Annotated in this window: 19 protein-coding genes; 10 read left to right on the top strand and 9 right to left on the bottom strand. The window is 63.8% G+C overall.

From position 1 onward, the window contains the following. Positions 1-16 precede the first annotated feature (16 nt). Positions 17-1,198: a cytochrome P450 gene (locus AQUI_RS0116550; protein ID WP_027258506.1), complete on the top strand. Its 1,182-nt coding sequence runs from the start codon at positions 17-19 to the stop codon at positions 1,196-1,198. A gap of 130 nt (positions 1,199-1,328) precedes the next feature. Here the strand turns inward: AQUI_RS0116550 and AQUI_RS0116545 are convergent, their stop codons facing one another. Further along, on the bottom strand, positions 1,329-1,796 hold the full coding sequence (locus AQUI_RS0116545) for an Lrp/AsnC family transcriptional regulator (RefSeq protein ID WP_027258505.1): 468 nt from the start codon (positions 1,794-1,796) through the stop codon (positions 1,329-1,331). 210 nt (positions 1,797-2,006) lie between these two features. Here AQUI_RS0116545 and cobA point away from each other — a divergent pair, with 210 nt between their 5' ends. The 7 genes from cobA to AQUI_RS0116510 all read left to right on the top strand — a co-directional run bounded on the left by cobA (position 2,007) and on the right by AQUI_RS0116510 (position 7,535). Continuing rightward, positions 2,007-2,762 (top strand): uroporphyrinogen-III C-methyltransferase, encoded by a 756-nt coding sequence (cobA, locus tag AQUI_RS0116540; protein ID WP_027258504.1) that lies wholly within the window; start codon positions 2,007-2,009, stop codon positions 2,760-2,762. Next, positions 2,762-3,070, top strand: a complete 309-nt coding sequence (locus AQUI_RS0116535; protein ID WP_027258503.1) for a DUF2849 domain-containing protein — start codon at positions 2,762-2,764, stop codon at positions 3,068-3,070. The genes cobA and AQUI_RS0116535 overlap by 1 nt, the downstream gene beginning before the upstream one ends. After that, a complete protein-coding gene (locus AQUI_RS0116530) occupies positions 3,063-4,727 on the top strand; it encodes a nitrite/sulfite reductase (RefSeq protein WP_027258502.1) in 1,665 nt (554 codons plus the stop codon). Before AQUI_RS0116535 ends, AQUI_RS0116530 begins: the two co-directional genes overlap by 8 nt. 4 nt (positions 4,728-4,731) lie before the next feature. Further along, on the top strand, positions 4,732-5,493 hold the full coding sequence (locus tag AQUI_RS0116525; protein WP_027258501.1) for a phosphoadenylyl-sulfate reductase: 762 nt from the start codon (positions 4,732-4,734) through the stop codon (positions 5,491-5,493). A gap of 5 nt (positions 5,494-5,498) precedes the next feature. Beyond that, positions 5,499-5,894 carry a DUF934 domain-containing protein gene (locus tag AQUI_RS0116520; RefSeq protein ID WP_027258500.1) on the top strand — a complete coding sequence of 132 codons (396 nt, stop codon included), beginning with the start codon at positions 5,499-5,501 and terminating at the stop codon, positions 5,892-5,894. Positions 5,895-6,039: 145 nt separating this feature from the next. Next, complete coding sequence (locus AQUI_RS0116515; RefSeq protein ID WP_027258499.1) at positions 6,040-6,906, top strand: ferredoxin--NADP reductase; 867 nt, start codon at positions 6,040-6,042, stop codon at positions 6,904-6,906. Positions 6,907-7,031: 125 nt separating this feature from the next. Further along, complete coding sequence (locus AQUI_RS0116510) at positions 7,032-7,535, top strand: hypothetical protein (protein WP_027258498.1); 504 nt, start codon at positions 7,032-7,034, stop codon at positions 7,533-7,535. Positions 7,536-7,654: 119 nt separating this feature from the next. Here AQUI_RS0116510 and AQUI_RS28230 read toward each other — a convergent pair whose 3' ends face one another. Next, positions 7,655-8,179, bottom strand: a complete 525-nt coding sequence (locus AQUI_RS28230) for a hypothetical protein (RefSeq protein ID WP_156916855.1) — start codon at positions 8,177-8,179, stop codon at positions 7,655-7,657. Positions 8,180-8,537: 358 nt separating this feature from the next. Here AQUI_RS28230 and infC point away from each other — a divergent pair, with 358 nt between their 5' ends. Beyond that, positions 8,538-9,095: a translation initiation factor IF-3 gene (infC, locus tag AQUI_RS0116500; protein ID WP_425411839.1), complete on the top strand. Its 558-nt coding sequence runs from the start codon at positions 8,538-8,540 to the stop codon at positions 9,093-9,095. Positions 9,096-9,230: 135 nt separating this feature from the next. Continuing rightward, complete coding sequence (locus tag AQUI_RS32270; RefSeq protein ID WP_027258496.1) at positions 9,231-9,869, top strand: methyl-accepting chemotaxis protein; 639 nt, start codon at positions 9,231-9,233, stop codon at positions 9,867-9,869. A gap of 51 nt (positions 9,870-9,920) precedes the next feature. Here AQUI_RS32270 and AQUI_RS0116490 read toward each other — a convergent pair whose 3' ends face one another. The 7 genes from AQUI_RS0116490 to AQUI_RS0116460 form a co-directional block, all read right to left on the bottom strand. After that, positions 9,921-10,709, bottom strand: a complete 789-nt coding sequence (locus AQUI_RS0116490; protein WP_027258495.1) for an FAD binding domain-containing protein — start codon at positions 10,707-10,709, stop codon at positions 9,921-9,923. Positions 10,710-10,801: 92 nt separating this feature from the next. Beyond that, a complete protein-coding gene (locus AQUI_RS0116485) occupies positions 10,802-13,171 on the bottom strand; it encodes a xanthine dehydrogenase family protein molybdopterin-binding subunit (RefSeq protein ID WP_027258494.1) in 2,370 nt (789 codons plus the stop codon). A 100-nt stretch (positions 13,172-13,271) separates the two neighbouring features. After that, a complete protein-coding gene (locus AQUI_RS0116480; protein ID WP_027258493.1) occupies positions 13,272-13,757 on the bottom strand; it encodes a (2Fe-2S)-binding protein in 486 nt (161 codons plus the stop codon). 163 nt (positions 13,758-13,920) lie between these two features. Next, positions 13,921-14,922 carry a molybdopterin-binding protein gene (locus AQUI_RS0116475; protein WP_027258492.1) on the bottom strand — a complete coding sequence of 334 codons (1,002 nt, stop codon included), beginning with the start codon at positions 14,920-14,922 and terminating at the stop codon, positions 13,921-13,923. After that, positions 14,919-15,899, bottom strand: a complete 981-nt coding sequence (locus AQUI_RS0116470) for an XdhC family protein (RefSeq protein ID WP_027258491.1) — start codon at positions 15,897-15,899, stop codon at positions 14,919-14,921. Before AQUI_RS0116470 ends, AQUI_RS0116475 begins: the two co-directional genes overlap by 4 nt. Before the next feature lie 143 nt (positions 15,900-16,042). After that, on the bottom strand, positions 16,043-16,633 hold the full coding sequence (locus AQUI_RS0116465; RefSeq protein WP_027258490.1) for a DUF6691 family protein: 591 nt from the start codon (positions 16,631-16,633) through the stop codon (positions 16,043-16,045). A gap of 3 nt (positions 16,634-16,636) precedes the next feature. After that, a complete protein-coding gene (locus AQUI_RS0116460; RefSeq protein ID WP_027258489.1) occupies positions 16,637-17,188 on the bottom strand; it encodes a YeeE/YedE thiosulfate transporter family protein in 552 nt (183 codons plus the stop codon).

Here is a 17,188-nt window from a genome sequence, read left to right as displayed (position 1 = left end):
CGGCAACAACCGGTATATGAAGACTTTAATCCAATCCCCCACCGATCCCGCCTTTGTGCAGGACCCCTACCCTTTCTACGCCGCCGCGCAGGCCGAGGGCCAGCTGCACCACTGGCAGGACTACGGCATGGCCGCCGCCTTCGGCCATGCCGCGGTGCATATGCTGCTGCGTGACCGCCGTTTCGGCCGCGAGGTGCCGAAAGAGCTGCGCAAGGACGGCCCCGCCCATCTCGCCCCCTTCCTAGCGGTTGAAGCGCATTCGATGCTCGACGCCGAGCCGCCCCGCCACACCCGCCTGCGCCGGCTGGTGCTGCGCGCCTTCACCTCGCGCGAAATCGCAGCGCTGGAGACGGGCCTCAAGGATCTGTGCCACCAGCTGATCGATGCTTTCCCGGACCAGCCCTTCGATCTGCTCGACGCCTATTGCACCCAGGTGCCGGTGATCACCATCTGCCGCCTGCTGGGCGTGCCCGAGGAGGTGGCACCGCAATTGCTGAACTGGTCGCACAAGATGGTGGCGATGTATCAGGCCTCGCGCACCGAAGATACCGAACACGCCGCCGCAACAGCCTCGCAACAGTTCACGGAGTTCCTGCGCAGCTACATCGATGAGCGCCGCAACGATCCCCGCGGCGACCTGATCACCCGCCTGATCGCGGCGGAGGAGGAAGGCGACAAACTGTCAGCGGATGAGCTGGTCGGCACCTGCATCCTCTTGCTGAATGCGGGCCACGAGGCCACCGTGCATTCCCTTGGCAACGGTGTGAAAACCATGCTGCAGCAGGGCTGGCAGCCGGAGTGGCTGGCGCCCGCAGGCATCGAAGGGCTGGTGGAGGAAATCCTGCGCTATGACCCGCCGCTGCACATGTTCACCCGCTACGCCTACGAGGAGGCAGAGGTGTTCGGCCACACCTTCCAGCGCGGCGATCAGGTGGCGCTGCTGCTGGGTGCTGCCAACCGCGACCCCAAAGCGCTGGACGACGCGGACCATTTCGATCCGACCCGCCCCCCGAAAGTGAACAAAAGCTTTGGCGGCGGCCTGCACTTCTGCGTCGGCGCCCCGCTGGCGCGGCTGGAGATGCAGATCGCCCTGCCGATCCTTTTCAACCGCTGTCCGGACCTGAAACTGGCGGCTGCGCCGGAGTTTTCCAACACCTACCATTTCCATGGTCTGACCCGTCTGATGGTGAGCGCCTGAGCTGCCAGATTGAGGCTCTGCTCCAAACCCATATCTAACTTGGGGCTCTGCCCCAAACCCCGGGGTATTTCCGGACCAGAAAGAAGCAACACCGTCTTCCGCTTCTTTCTGATCTTAAATACCCATATTCCTACGGCTGCAGCGGCAGCATCGTTGTCGATTTGATCTCTTCCATCGACAATAGCGCCGTCACATTATGCACCCGCACTTCGGCAATCAGCGCCTGATAGAACACGTCATAAGCGCGCGCATTCTGCACCCTGACCTTCAGGATGTAATCGATGTCGCCCGCAAGCCGGTGCGCTTCCTGCACCTCGGGGCGGTCGCGCAGCGCCTGCAAGAATTTGGCCTGCCAGTCCGCCTCATGCTCAGACGTGCGGATGAGAACAAAGAAACAGGCCTCGAACCCCAGCGCCTCGGCATCCAGCAGCACCGTCTGCTGACCGATCACACCTGCCTCCTTCAGCTTGCGGATCCGATTCCACACCGGGGTCTTGGAAGAACCCACCTGACGGGCGATTTCGTCCAGCGACTGGCCCGCGTCGCGCTGCAGTTCAGCCAGAATTTTCCGGTCAGTGGCGTCGATCCGCACCGTCATTCCTGTTTTCTCCTATTGTGAGGACCAATCGGCCCACATCTTCAACCACCAAGAACCTATGTTCTTATTTGTCCGTGCATATAGCGCAATACCGGGAATATTTCCTATATCTAACCTCAAGTCAAACACGCTGGAGGGGCCTTACAGATGCCTGCACATACCACACCTGCTGCCAATGCCACCGCCAATACCCGCGGCAGCATGGCCTGTATGGCTGCGGGCCAGGTTGTCTTTGCGGGCTCCGGCCCCGGCGATGCGGATCTGCTGACCGTCAAAGCCATGCGCGCGCTGCAGGAGGCGGATGTCATTCTCTATGACCGCCTGGTCAGTGATGAAATCATGGCGCTGGCCGGCCCGCAAGCGGTGCTGGAAAATGTCGGCAAGGAAGGCTTCGGTGCGCAGGTCAGCCAGGACGAGATCAATGCGCGGCTGGTCGCCCATGCCAAGGCCGGCCGAAAGGTGCTGCGCCTGAAGGCCGGCGACCCCACCATCTTTGCCCGTCTGGACGAGGAACTGACCGTCTGCGAAGAGGCTGGCATCGCCACGCAGATCATCCCCGGCATCACCGCTGCTTCGGCTGCCGTGGCCAGTATTGGCCAAAGCCTGACGCAGCGCGGGCGCAACACCTCGGTGCGCTTCATCACCGGCCACGCGATGACCGGTTTTGCCGATCACGACTGGGCTGCGCTGGCGCGTCCGGGCGAGATGGCCGCAGTGTACATGGGCAAGAAATCCGCCCGCTTCGTGCAGGGCCGCCTGATCATGCACGGTGCGGACCGCGCCACGCCGGTGACCATTGTCGAAAACGCCTCGCGCCCGGAACAGCGGGTGCTGGAAACCAATCTGGACCGCCTGCCTGCCGACCTTGATGCGGCTGGCTTTGACGGACCAGCCCTCACCTTCCTGGGCCTTGCGCCGCGCAAAGCGGCCGCCGCCCTGACCGACCTCAAAACGGAGCTTGCATAATGGCCCGCGCCTTTACGCCCAAAGTCATCACCGCCAACGACCTGCTGGAAGGCGACGTGATCTATTTCACCGCTGACGACAGCTGGACCCGTGACATGGCATCTGCCGAGCTGATCACCGACGAGGCCGACGCCCAGCTGCGCCTGCTGGACGCCGAGAAGCAGAACATCCGCATCGTCGGCGCCTATCTGGCCGACGCCAAGGCAGGCCCCAACGGCCCCGAGCCGACCCACTTCCGCGAGGATTTCCGCCGCACCGGCCCCTCGAACTACTTCCATGGCAAGCAGGAGGCTGAAGCCAATGTATAAGTACAACGAGTTCGACGAGGCCTTCCTGGCGGAACGCAACGCCCAGTTCCGCGCCCAGGTCGGGCGCCGTATCGACGGCTCCCTTACCGAGGACGAGTTCAAGCCGCTGCGCCTGATGAACGGCGTCTACCTGCAGCTGCACGCCTATATGCTGCGGGTCGCGGTGCCCTATGGCACCCTGAATTCGGCCCAGATGCGCACCCTGGCGCTGCTGGCCGAGAAGTGGGACAAGGGCTATGGCCATTTCACCACCCGCCAGAACATCCAGTACAACTGGCCTAAACTGCGCGATATTCCGGATATGCTGGACGCGCTGGGTGAGGCCGGGCTGCACGCCATCCAGACCTCGGGCAACACCATCCGCAACACCACCGCCGACCATTTCGCCGGCGCCGCCGCAGATGAGCTGACCGATCCCCGCCCCTATGCCGAGCTGATCCGCCAGTGGTCCACCGACCACCCGGAATTCCAGTTCCTGGGCCGCAAGTTCAAGATCGCCATCACCGGCAGCAGCGCTGACCGCGCCGTGATCAAGGCGCATGACGTGGGCCTGCAGGTGGTGGAGCAGGACGGCAAAATTGGCTTCAGGGTTGTCGTCGGCGGAGGCTTGGGCCGCACCCCGATGATCGGCCAGGTGCTGCGCGAGTTCCTGCCGCAGGCGGATCTGCTGCCCTATCTGGAGTCGGTTCTGACCGTCTACAACGTGCTGGGACGCCGCGACAACAAGTACAAGGCACGCATCAAAATCACCGTCTCGGAAAACGGCATCGACACATACCGCGCGATGACCGAAGAGGCCTTTATGGCGATCCGCGGCCAGTACGACGGCACCGACCAGCAGCTGCTGGAAGAGATCAAGACGCATTTCGCAACGCCGGAGTTCCGCTCTGCCCCGACCGACGCTTATGACGCAGCCTATGCAAGCGACCCGGTGTTCCGCGCCTGGGCCGACACCAACCTGTCCGAGCACCGCGCAGACGGCCACGCCATCGTGACAATCTCGATCAAAGCGCACGGACAAACCCCCGGCGACGCGACTGCCGAGCAGATGCGGGTGATGGCGGATCTGGGCGAGCAATACGCCTATAACGAGCTGCGCATCAGCCACCAGCAGAACGTGATCCTGCCGCATGTCCACAAGAACGACCTGCCCGCGATCCACGCCACGCTGAAGGCGCACGGGTTGGCCACCGCCAACATCGGCTTGATCTCGGACATCATCGCCTGCCCGGGCATGGATTACTGCGCGCTGGCAACCGCCCGCTCGATCCCGGTCGCGCAAGAGATCGCAACCCGCTTTGACGCGCTGAAGATGGAACATGACATCGGCCATCTGCAGATCAAGATTTCGGGCTGCATCAACGCCTGCGGCCACCACCATGTTGCCCATATCGGCATTCTTGGTCTGGACCGCGCAGGGGTGGAGAACTACCAGATCACCCTGGGCGGCGACGCGACTGAGACGGCTGCCATCGGAACCCGCACCGGCCCTGGCTTTGCCTATGACGAGATCGTGCCTGCAGTGGAACGCATCGTAGAGGTCTATATGGCGCAGCGTGAAGGCGCCGAGGAAACCTTCCTCGAAACCTACCGCCGGATCGGCATGGAGCCGTTCAAGGCTGCGCTGTACCCCGAGGCCCAGAAAAAGGTCGCCTGATCTGATGTTCGACACAGCCGGAAACAAGCCCGCCGGGGAGCCTGTCAGCCCCCGGGACCGGGAGCTGGCCGCCAAGGCAGAGGCGCTGAATGCGCGCTTCCGCCACCATTCGGCCACCTCGGTGATGGAAGGCGCATTGAAGGACGCGGGCCATATCGCTCTGGTCTCCTCTTTCGGCGCGGAATCTGTGGTGCTGTTACATATGGCCGCGGTCATCGACCCGATGACACCGGTTGTATTCGTGGACACCGAACTGCTGTTCACCGAGACGCTGATCTATCAGCAGGAGGTGAGCGAGCGGCTGGGCCTGCGCAATCTGCGCATTATCCGCGCCGATGATATCGCCGAAAAAGACCCCTATGGGGCCTTGAAATTCAGCGACAAGGACGCCTGCTGCGCCCTGCGCAAGACCATCCCGCTGCAAAAGGCGCTGTCGGGCTATGACGGCTGGATCACCGGCCGCAAACGGTTCCAGGCCGGCACCCGCGCCGCCCTTGAGTTCTTCGAGGTCGAGGACGGAACCGGACGGCTCAAGATCAACCCGCTGGCCCATTGGGCGCCGGAAGACGTGCGCGCTTATATGGATGAAAACCGCCTGCCCCGCCATCCGCTGGTGGCCAAGGGATACCCGTCGATCGGCTGCGCGCCCTGCACCAGCCCGGTCAAGGAAGGCGAAGACCCGCGCGCCGGGCGCTGGCGCGGGGAAAACAAGGAAGAATGCGGCATCCACGTGGTGGACGGCCAAATGGTACGCACAGGAGCGTGAGTGAGATGACTGTTATCGTGACCGACACCGGCTTTGCCGCCGACGACTGGACTGGCGGCTTTGAGGGCTCAGACGTGCTGGAGCTGGCCTCGGATGCCAATCTGAACGACGTGTCGCTGGGCGGCGTGGAGCTGGTGCGGATCAGCTTCCCCAGCTTTGCCGACGGCCGCGGCTTTACCCTGGCCCGCCAGCTGCGGCTGAAGGGCTATGAGGGCCGCCTGCGCGCCTTTGGCCATGTGATCGCCGACCAGTACGCGATGGCCCGCCGTTCGGGGTTTGACGAGGTGGAGCTGAGCGATGATCTGGCCGCCCGCCAGCCCGAAGACCAGTGGCTGGCCCGCGCAAACTGGAAAGACCACAGCTATCAGGCCCGCCTGCGCGGCAGCACCGCTGCCCGCTAAGCCAGCCCTCCCGAGCCCGGGAAAACCTTTGCCAAACCGGTTCCGTTGCGTTCAGCGCGGGGCCGGTTTGGCAAACCAAGGGGTTTTCCTGACCTGTATCAAAGACTAATCAGAGGTGCCGGCTACTCCTCCGGCAGTGCAACCGATGAATGAGATGACATCCGTGACCGACACCGCAACCACGCCCGCACCGGAAAAGGCCAAACCGGCCCTGCCCGACGCCCAGACCGTCACGCAAGTGAAGCACTGGACCGACAAGCTGTTCTCCTTCAAGGTGACCCGCCCGGCCTCGCTGCGGTTCCGCTCGGGCGAATTTGTGATGATCGGCCTGATGAATGATCCCGATCCTAAGACCGGCAAGGTGAAACCCCTGCTGCGCGCCTATTCCATCGCCTCCCCCAGCTGGGACGAGGAAATGGAGTTCTACTCGATCAAGGTGGAAGACGGCCCGCTGACCTCGCGCTTGCAGCACATCCAGCCGGGCGACGAGATCATCCTGCGCCCCAAACCCGTTGGCACCCTGGTGCATGACGCGCTGCTGCCCGGCAAGCGGATCTGGTTTTTTGCCACCGGCACCGGCTTTGCACCCTTTGCCTCGCTCCTGCGCGAGCCGCAGACCTATGAAGATTACGACGAGGTGATCATCACACACACCTGCCGCACCACCGGTGAGCTGACCTATGGCCGCGAACTGATCGAAGGCCTGAAGGATGACGAGCTGCTGAACGAGGTGATCGGCGAAGGCTTCTGGAAGAAGATCAAGTATTACCCGACCACCACCCGCGAAGAGAGCCCCAAGATGGGCCGCATCACCGACCTGATGCGCTCGGGCGAGGCGTTTGCCGAACTTGGCGTGCCGCCGCTGAACCCCGAAAGCGACCGTGCGATGATCTGCGGCAACCTGGCGTTCAATCTGGAGCTCAAGGATCTCTTTGAGAACACCTATGGGCTGGAAGAAGGCGCCAACTCGAAACCGGCGCATTTCGTGGTCGAAAAAGCCTTTCTCGACTGATCCCGCGCCGGGGCGCTGCCCGGATTTTGACACTATTTTGACGGGGGGCTGCCGCCTCCCGTTTATCTTTTGTTGGGGATGATTCTGTATTCCGGTTGCTGAGATCCAGAACGGAGCAACGAAACATGCAGAACGAATTGACCTCGGGGCAGCCGCCCGTTTTCCAGTCCGTCAGAACAGAGGCGGGCAAAGCCCGCGTCAAAGCAGCGGTTGCAGGGTTCCAGGCCCGTCCCGGCCAGGTGCAGCCGACGGTCCCGGAGCGGATTGCAGGCGTCAAGGCCCGCTATGATGCACGCGCCATTGCACCCGGCGACATTGACGAGATGTTTGACGCGCTGGTGCAGGCCGGCCATCCGGTGACCTCGCCGATGCTGCTGCTGAACTCCATGGGCAAGCGGTTCCGCAGCCATCTGGCCACCATCACCGGCAGCGCCTACGACGGCGCCAAGCCGCTGGATCTGATCGGCGTGGCCCAGCTGCAAATCCAGCGCGCCCGCAAACAAGGCGGCAACAGTGCCGGCTGGGAAACCTTTCTAGCCTTCCTGGCGCCGCAGCCGCAGCCAAGCGATCAGGCCCCGCTGGACCATATGGCCCGTGTCGCGCAGCAGGCGCAGGCCCGCCCCCACTGATCCGCGGCCGTAAATTCGGCCACAAACTTCCGGCGGCAGGGCATGATGCCTGCCGCCGGTTGCGTTTCGTGCCTAGCGGCCAGGATCGATTTATGGCCTGACGCAGCTTACGGCCCGGTTCAATCGCCGCCCGCAGTGCTTTCGGTTTCCGCCGCGCCGGACTGGTTCAGCAGCTCCTGTGCGGTGCCGGCTGCACTGTCCAGCGCCTCGGATGCGGCATCCTGAGCGGCCTCTGCCGCGCCGGCTGCAGTCTCTGCCGCGCCTTGGGCAGCCTCTGTGGTATCCTGCACTGCATCCGATGCTGCATCAGCCGTGCCCTGGGCCGCATCAACCGCATTGCCTGCTGCTTCAGCCGCGGCTTCCGCCGCCTCGCTTACAGTGTCCTGCACTGCATCAACAGCTGCGCCGGCAGCTTCGGCACCGGATTCGATAGCACCCTCAACGGCGTCGGCCGCATCTTCCACAGCCTGCTCGGCCGGAGCCGCGCTTTCCTCGTCTGCCGCTTCCGGCGCTGTGCTGCTCTGTTCCTCTTGCACGGCCGGTGCCTCGGCAGGTGCCGGGTCCTGCGCCCCCTGGCCGTTCAGCAGCACATATCCGCCCACAGCAGCAGCCCCTAGCGCAATCAGGATCAATAACTGTTTCATAATACACTCCTTCCGTTTACCGGCGTTGCCGGCCTGGCCGCGCCATCCGCAGCATCTGCCTGCCAGATGGCGCCCTGCGCCGCAGCACTCAAGGGGGAAGTTTCCCAGGCCTGCATCACGGGCGGCCAGCTGCCGCCCGCCGGTCCCGCAACTGGCGGAACCCCGCCGCATTCCCGCCTTTTCAGGATGCTGTCCCGCAGCGCCACGCGGCCGTCCGGCCAGGGTTCGCGCCCGTTTTCAGGGCCATTTGCGATATGCGGCCTTGAAATGCGGCTTTCCTGCAGCCATACCGCCTATAAGCCTTGAATCACACGCGCGGGGGCAGTAGCGTTCCCGCACTTTTTGCAATGACAGAAGGATCGCAGTCATAGCCCGCAGACCTCATAACGCGCCGCCGCAACGCGACACCGGCCCGCGCGTCAACGAAAAAATCCGTGCCTCCGAAATCCGCCTGATTGGCGCCGATGGCGATAACGCAGGGGTTGTGACCCCCGCCAGAGCCATGGAAATGGCCGCCGAGGCCGGATTGGATCTGGTGGAAATCTCGCCCAATGCCAACCCGCCCGTGTGCAAGATCATGGACTTTGGCAAGTTCAAGTATGAACAGCAGAAACGCGAGAGCGAAGCCCGCAAGAAGCAAAAGATCATCGAGGTCAAAGAGGTCAAGTTCCGTCCCAACACGGACACTCATGACTACGATGTGAAAATGCGCAACGTCTACAAGTTCCTGGAAAACGGCGACAAGGTGAAAGTCACCCTGCGCTTCCGGGGCCGCGAGATGGCACACCAGAACCTGGGCCGCGAGCTTTTGGAACGGGTTGCGGAAGACATCAAGGAACTGGGCAAGGTCGAGAACATGCCCAAGATGGAAGGCCGTCAGATGATCATGATGATCGGCCCGCTGCCGAACAAGTAATCCGGCCGCCTTCAAGACAGGTATTCAGCCCCGCAGCGCCGCTGCGGGGCTTTTCTTTTGCCGCAGCCATCGCAAGTTAGCGCAGCCTTAACGCCTGCCCGTTAGAAGGGTCTGCATGGTCATTAAGGTGCAGGCATGAAAAGTTTATCCGACGTACAGAACACCGCTTTCATGGCCGTCGGCCCCAGCCGCATCGCCGCGCTGTCTCTGCTGGCCCTGGCGCAGGATCCGAAAGACGCGGATGCCGGCAGCGCCACGGACGTTCTGATCTTGTCGGTGCAGCGCATTGCAGCGGCCCATGCGATGCTCAGCAGCGGCCTGGACAGCCTGCTGCAGGAGTGCAGCTACAGCCTGCCCAAGGATCTGGAAGCCAAGCGCCAGGCCTGCCTGGACGTGCTCGCCCCCCTGCACAGCGCCATCTCCCAGCCTGAGGGCGGCCCGCTGGAGAATGTGCGCCGGATCCCGGACCTTGCGGGCCTCTGCCTCTACCGGCTGGAACCGGCCGTATCCAGCTTTCTCAGCCAGTTGGTCCAGACCTTCTGCGACGCCCAGCAGATGCGCGAGGAAGAGCGCGAGCAGAACATGCGGACAACCATCGCCAATGCCGAAGGGGTCGGCCGCAATATCAAGTTCATCTCCTTCAACGCCTCGATCGAGGCGGCGCGGATCGGCGATATGGGCAAGGGGTTTGCGGTGATCGCTACCGAAATCCGCGAACTATCAGGCAAGACGCAGACTCTGCTGGAAGAAATCTCCGGCTACCTGCGGCACTAGCTGCCGCATCCGGCAGACACCGGCCTCCCGGTGCCTGCCCTGTTCAAACTATCAAGCTGCAGCCGCCACAGCGCGTTTGGCCATCACCCCGACCAGATGAGCGCGGTACGCTTTGGAGCCGTGCAGATCCGCCATCATGCTGCCGGCATCCACGCTGAGGCCATCAAGCGCCTCCGGCGTAAAATCCGCATCCAGCGCGGCTTCCGCCTCATTCCAGCGGAACACGCCCTCCTCGGAGGCACCGGTGACCGCCACCCGCACGCCCGCCGCGTATTTCGCTGCAAACACCCCGACCAGAGCAAAGCGCGAGGCCGGCTGCAGGAACTTCTGATAGCTGGCCTTCTGCGGCACCGGGAAGCGCACCGCGGTGATGATCTCGCCGTCTTCCAAAGCGGTCTCAAACAGCCCGCGGAAATAATCGTCCGCAGTGATTTCACGCCGGTTGGTCATGATCGTCGCACCGCTGCCCAGTGCTGCCGCCGGATAACAGGCCGCCGGATCATTGTTGGCCAATGAGCCGCCAATGGTGCCGCGGTTCCGAACTGCCGGATCGCCGATTTGGCCCGCCAATGCTGCCAATGCCGGATAGGCATCTGCCGCGGCTTCGGCCACCTCCGCATGGGTGGTGGCGCCACCGATGCTCAGCATCCCGTCACCGCCGCTGACACCCTTCATCCCGTCTATGCCGGTCAGGCTCACCAGTTTCGACGGCATCGCCAGCCGCTGCTTCAGCGTCGGAATCAGCGTCTGTCCGCCGCCCAGCGCCTGCGCGTCCTCATCTGCCAGCGCGGCCACGGCCTCGGCGACGGTTGAGGGCTTCTCAAACTCGAATTCATACATCTTGTCATCCTTCCCAAAGAGCAAGAGGCCGCGACCTCTTCTTTCTGGTTAAAAATACTCCGGGGGTGCGGGGGCAGAGCCCCCGTGAACCCTTACCCGTTCATCGCCGACCAGACCCGCGAGGGGCTCAGCGGCATGTCGATATGGGTGACTTCCTTGCCCCCCGACTGCAGCGCGTCGACGACCGCGTTGACCACTGCAGGCGGCGAGCCAATGGCCCCGGCCTCACCGCAGCCCTTCACGCCCAATGGATTATGTGTGCAGGGCGTCTGGCAAGAATGATCCACCTGGTAGAACGGCACATCATCGGCCCTTGGCATGGCGTAGTCCATGTAGGAGGCCGACAGCAGCTGGCCGTCCTCGTCATAGGCGGCGTTTTCCAAGAGCGCCTGGCCGATGCCCTGCCCCAGCCCGCCATGGACCTGGCCGTCAACGATCATCGGGTTGATGATATTGCCGAAATCATCGGCAGCAGCAAAGCGTTCGATGCTGACCTTGCCGGTATCGGGGTCCACTTCCACTTCGCAGGCATAGGCGCCGGCCGGATAGGTGAAGTTCGCGGGGTCGTAAAACGCGGTTTCCTCCAGCCCCGGTTCCAGCTCCTCCAGCGGGTAGTTGTGGGGGACATAGGCGGTCAGGGTGACATCGCCCCAGGCCACCGATTTATCGGTGCCGGCAACGGTGAACTGGCCGTCCTTCAGCTCGATATCGGCGTCCGAGGCCTCCATCAGGTGGGCCGCGATCTTCTTGGCCTTGTTGATGATCTTCTCGGTTGCCCGCACCATCGCCGAGCCGCAGACCGCGATGGAGCGCGAGCCGTAGGTGCCCATGCCAAAGGGCACCCTTCCGGTGTCGCCATGCACAATGTCGACCATGCTTTCATCAATGCCGATCATCTCCGCCACCACTTGCGGGAAAGACGTCTCATGCCCCTGCCCGTGGCTATGGGCGCCGACAAAGACGCTGATGGTGCCGGTGGCATTGACCCGCACGGTGGCGGCGTCATACAGCCCCGCGCGAGCGCCCAGCATGCCAACGATGTTGGAGGGCGCAATGCCGCAGGCCTCGATATAGCAGTTCACACCAAAGCCGCGGAGCCTGCCCTTGGCTTCGCTTGCGGCACGGCGGGCGGCAAAGCCTGCCACATCGGCAACCTGTTCCAGCTTGTCCATGGTCGCCACGTAGTCGCCGGTGTCATAGGTCAGCGCCACCGGGGTTTCATAGGGGAACTCGGTGATGAAGTTCTGGCGCCGCAGGGCAATCGGGTCGGTGCCCAGCTCGCGCGCGGCCTTGTCGATGACGCGCTCCAGCTGATAGGTCGCCTCGGGCCGGCCGGCGCCGCGGTAGGCATCCACCGGCACCGTGTTGGTGAAGACGGTCTTGACGTTCACCTGCACCACCGGCGTCTTGTAGTTCCCCGCCATCAGGGTGCCATGCAGGTAGCTGGGCACCGAGGTCGAGAAGGTCGACAGATACGCGCCCATATTGGCCATCGTATTGGTGCGCAGCGCAGTGAAGTTGTTGTCCGCGTCCAGCGCCAGCTCGATCTTGGTCACATGATCGCGGCCATGGGCGTCGGAGATAAACGCCTCGGACCGGGTCGAGGTCCATTTCACCGCCCGCCCGCAGGCCTTGGCTGCATGGGTGCAAAAGGCTTCCTCGGCATAGTGGAAGATCTTGGAGCCAAAGCCGCCGCCCACATCAGGGGCCACCACCCGGACTTTATGTTCCGGCAGACCCAGCACAAAGGCGCACATCAAAAGGCGGATCACATGCGGGTTCTGGCTGGTGGTGTGGAGCGTGTATTCATCCGTGCCGCGGGTGTATTCACCAATTGCGACGCGCGGTTCCATCGGGTTGGCCACCAGACGGTTGTTGACCAGATCCAGCGTCGTCACATGGGCAGCACTGTCAAAGGCTGCCTGCACCGCAGTATCATCATCATTGCCGAACACCCAGTCATAACAGAGGTTTGAGGTCAGATCCTCATGCACTTTGGTGCTGTCTTCGGCCAAGGCCCCGGCCATATTGACCACCGCGGGCTTGTCGCTGAGGTTCAGCTCAATCGCTTCGGCTGCATCGCGGGCCTGCTCAACTGTATCCGCCACAACTGCCGCAACAATCTCGCCTACATGGCGGATGGTGCCGTCGGCAATGATCGGATGCCGCGGCTCCTGCTGCGGGTTGCCGTGACGGTCGGTCACGCCCCAGCCGCAGGGGATGCCGCCGACCTCGGCGAAATCGGCGCCGGTGAATATCTTCACCACGCCGGGCATCTTAGCCGCGGCAGATGTATCGATGGAATTGATGGTTGCATGGGCCACATCCGCGCGCAGGAAATGCACATAGGCCTGGCCGTTCACGTTGATGTCGTCGGTATAGTTCCCGGCTCCTGTCAGGAACCGCACGTCCTCGCGCCGCTTGGGGCTGGCGCCGATGCCGCTGTCATTGTCCTTGGGCATGTCTGGTCTTCCTCCCTGGAGGGTGCTGCCACTGGCGCACCTCTTGGTAACTTTCTCCTTGTTCAGCTCAGGCCGGCAGGCGGCCTGGGGTCGTCACATGTCACTCCGCCGCGATGGAGGAGACATCCTGGCCCGAGGCCGCCATGATCGCCTTGACGATATTGTGGTAGCCGGTGCAGCGGCACAGGTTGCCTTCCAGGTAGTCGCGGATCTCCCCTTCGCTGGGCTTGGGGTTGTCTTTCAGCAGTGCTGCCGCCGACATCACCATGCCCGGGGTGCAGAAACCGCATTGCAGCCCGTGATGGTCCTGGAACGCCTGCTGGATTGTATTCAGCGAGCCGTCGGCATTGGCCTGCCCTTCGATGGTGGCAACCTCCGAACCCTCGGCCTCCAGCGCCAGCATGGTGCAGGCTTTCACCGCCTGGCCGTCCACATGCACAACGCAGGCGCCGCACTGGCTGGTGTCGCAGCCCACATGGGTGCCGGTCAGGCCCAGCTCCTCGCGCAGGAATGCGGACAGCAGCGTGCGCCCCTCCACATCGCCGCTGGCAGCCTTGCCGTTCACGGTCATTGAGACCTTGGCCATAGTACCCTCCCTTTAGCTTGTTTTTGTCTGGCTGGGGGGAGTTAAGCACGGGTACTGCGATCCGCGAAGTGTTTTCCGGCGGGGTTGCGGCGCAAATTCGCGTCAGCAGGGTTTACCCAAGGTTGTGACCTTGCGTCACAAATCTCGTGCCGCAGCGCCGCATTCAGCCTTCTGCATCGCGGCGCGGCATCGGGCGGGTGGGAATCTCCTTCAGCAGCCCACCGACGCCCATCGCGGCGATATCAGCAGCGGTGACGGGCAGGCCGCAGATCACCCGCTCCAGCACCCAGTCCGCGCCGTTGAGCGCCGGAGAGCGCGCGCAGCCCGGCAGACCAATGACCGGCCTGTCCTGAAAGCTGCCCAGAAACAGCAGGTTGCCGGGATCGACCGGCATTCCGAAACGGGTGACGCTGCCGCCTGCCTTGCGCAACGCCTCAGGCGCCACATCGTGGGTGTCTGAGGTCGCCGAGCCGGTCAGCACCAGCACCAGCTGTCCCGGTGCGTTTGTGATGGCCCCAGCCAGCGCGTCCTCCTGGTGCGGCACCACCACGCGTGGTGACAGGGGGATGCCCATCCGGTGCAGGCGCCCGGCCATCGCGGCGCGGCCTTTGTCCGGCGGCGTCTCTTCAGTCACCTGCGTTTCAATCAGCGTTGCGGAGGAGAACACCGGCGGCAGCACCCGGATGGCGTCCCCTGCGCCTTCGCTGGCGCGGCGGATGGCATCGGCCGCGACGCCATAGGAGATGATCTTGATCGTGGCCAGCATTCCGTCTGCGTCCGCCCGGTGATAATCCGGCACGGTGGCAACGGTGATCATCGGATCGGCTGCGTTGACCGCCTCCAGCCTGGTCCGGTCCAGCCGCACCAGCCCGGCGCCAGCGGCATAGAGGTTGACCCGCCCGGTGCCGGCACCCGAGACACGGATGCCCTGCGCGGACGGGTCGGGTACCAGCGCATTCGCCAGCGCCGCTGCCGCCGCATCCTCGTGGATATCGGCGGGGTCCAGCCGGGCCACGGTGAGGTCCGTGTGACCGGCAGCGGCGAGGTCTTGCAGGTCATCAGTCCTCAGCACCGTGCCTTTGGCGACCTTGCGGCTGGCGCCCTGCAAGGAATGCGCAAGGATGGCGCCCTCGGCATCCTTCAGGGGAACGGGGCCGAACCTCATGGCTGTTTGCCGCGCAAAACGGCGGTCATTTCTGCGAGGATGGACACGGCGATTTCCGCCGGTCCCGCGGCGCCGATATCCAGGCCGATGGGACCGTGGATACGGCTGATTTGGCCTTCGGTGAACCCGGCCTCTTGCATCCGGGCGGTGCGGGCGGCGTGAGTTTTCTTGCTACCCAGCGCGCCGATGTAGAAGACATCCGCCCTCAGCGCCGCCTGCAGCGCCGGGTCGTCCAGTTTCGGGTCATGGGTCAGCAGCACCACGGCGGTGCGGGTGTCGAGGCCGAGTTTTTCCACCGCCTCGTCCGGCCAATCGTCCATCAGCGTCTCGCCGGGGAACCGTTCGGGCGAGGCGAAGGCCGCGCGCGGGTCGATGATCACCGGGTCATAGCCGGCGATCCGCGCCATCGGCACCAAGGCTTGGGTAATGTGGACCGCACCGACGCAGACCAGCCGCAGCGGCGGGTTGTGAACGGCCACAAAGGTCTCACCGTCTTCCTCCACCCCGGAGCGGTCCAATCGCATCCGGTCAGGGTACTCGCCGCGCGCCAGGCGGCGGGCACCGGTGGTGAGGTTCACCTCATAGGCCACGGGCGCGCGGTTGGCGCGGGCCTCTACCAGCCTCTGCAGCAGACCCACCGGCAGCGCAGAGCCAACCGGTTCCACCAGCACCTTGATAGTGCCGCCGCAGGCGAGGCCGACGGCAAAGGCGTCCGCGTCGCTGACGCCGTATTCCAGCAGCCGGTGATTGCCGTCCTGCAGTGCATCAAGTGCTTCGGCCACCACGGCGCCTTCGACGCAGCCGCCGGAGACGGAACCTTCGATACGTCCGTCCCCCGAGACCGCCAGCTGCGACCCGGTGCGGCGCGGAGCCGAGCCCCAGGTCTGCACAACCGTGGCCAATGCCGCACCTGTACCGGCACGGTGCCATTCCAAGGCAGTCTCAGGAGCGTTTTCAAATGGGCTTGCGGTCTGCATGCGGCGTCCTCCCCGCCGGTTTGCCCGGCTTTGAACCTCAAAGGTCGGGGTTCACCGCCTTGGTTTCAAGCAAGAAGTTGCGGCACCCAAACAGAAAACGCCCGCCGGAACGGGCGGGCGCCTGGATCTTGCGTGAGGGGCGGTTACTCCGCCGGTTGCGGTGAAGCCTTTTGCGGCACCAGCCGTTCTGGCAGCGCAAAGGCCAAGGCGATAAACCCAAGACCCAGGATGATCCCCAGCAGATCGCCGGGCAGCGCCATCAGCCCTTCGTATTTTGCGCCGGGAACGATGCCGAGGGTGACCTTGCCGCCCGCGATATTATCCAACAGGCCGCTGGCCTTCCACGCCGGATAAGTCACCATATAGGCGGCAGCGCCCAAAAGCCCGCCCGCGATGAAGAACAGCGCGTCCTTGCGGCCCGAAGCGGCAGCGACGACACCGGTGCCGGGGCAATAGCCCGCCAGCGCCCAGCCGGCACCCAGCATCAGCCCGCCGATAAAGACGCCGGCATAGGCGGTTTTGACCGACATGTGGCCGACATCCACCAGCCCCGCCATCTGGCCGCCGAACATCAGCACCGAGCCGGTGCCGATTGCCAGCAGGATGGCCTTGGCCAGGTTCAGATTTGTGAGGTTCAGCATCTTGCCGATATAGTCGGGGTTGGAGGCCCCCACCCGGTCCAGCACCGCGCCAAAGGCTGCGCCGGTCACAATTGCCAATAGGATGGTTGTCATGGCTCAGGCCTCCTTTTTGAACAGCAGCAGTGAGACGGGGATGGCAGCGGCAAAGGCTCCGGCGGCGAAGATGTAGCCGGAGAGCGCGGTCTGCATCATGCCGGACATCATGTGCCCCGAAGTGCAGCCGCCTGCGAGGCGGGCGCCATAAAGCACGATGAATCCGCCCAAGAAAGCCGCAGCGTAGCGTTTCACCTGACAGCCGCCGAAGTTGGCGCGCCACAGGGCGGGCACGCTGCGGTCCGCTTGCGGGATCCCGCCGCGCAGTTTGGCCGACAGCAAACCGCCCAGCGCCATCGCCAGCACAAAGACAAAGCTGTAATTGAGCGGGCTGGCGACGGCCTTGGCATACTTACCGTCCGATTTCGCCAGATAAGCATTTGTTGAGGTGGTGCCTTCGGCAGCCCGCGTCACCAGGTCAGGGTTCACCGCGTCCGCGATGATGCCGTCGAGGATCACAAATTGCGTCGAGACCCCGATAGGTTTGACCAGCAGCACTGCCAGGAAAAACACCAGCCCCAGCAAGAGGCCTCCGGCTTTCCAGTTGAGAGACAT

The sequence above is a fragment of the Leisingera aquimarina DSM 24565 genome, assembly GCF_000473165.1.
GTDB classification, from domain to species: domain Bacteria; phylum Pseudomonadota; class Alphaproteobacteria; order Rhodobacterales; family Rhodobacteraceae; genus Leisingera; species Leisingera aquimarina.
The sequence above is the reverse complement of the archived record's forward strand: the minus strand, read 5'-3'. Positions and strand labels throughout refer to the sequence as shown.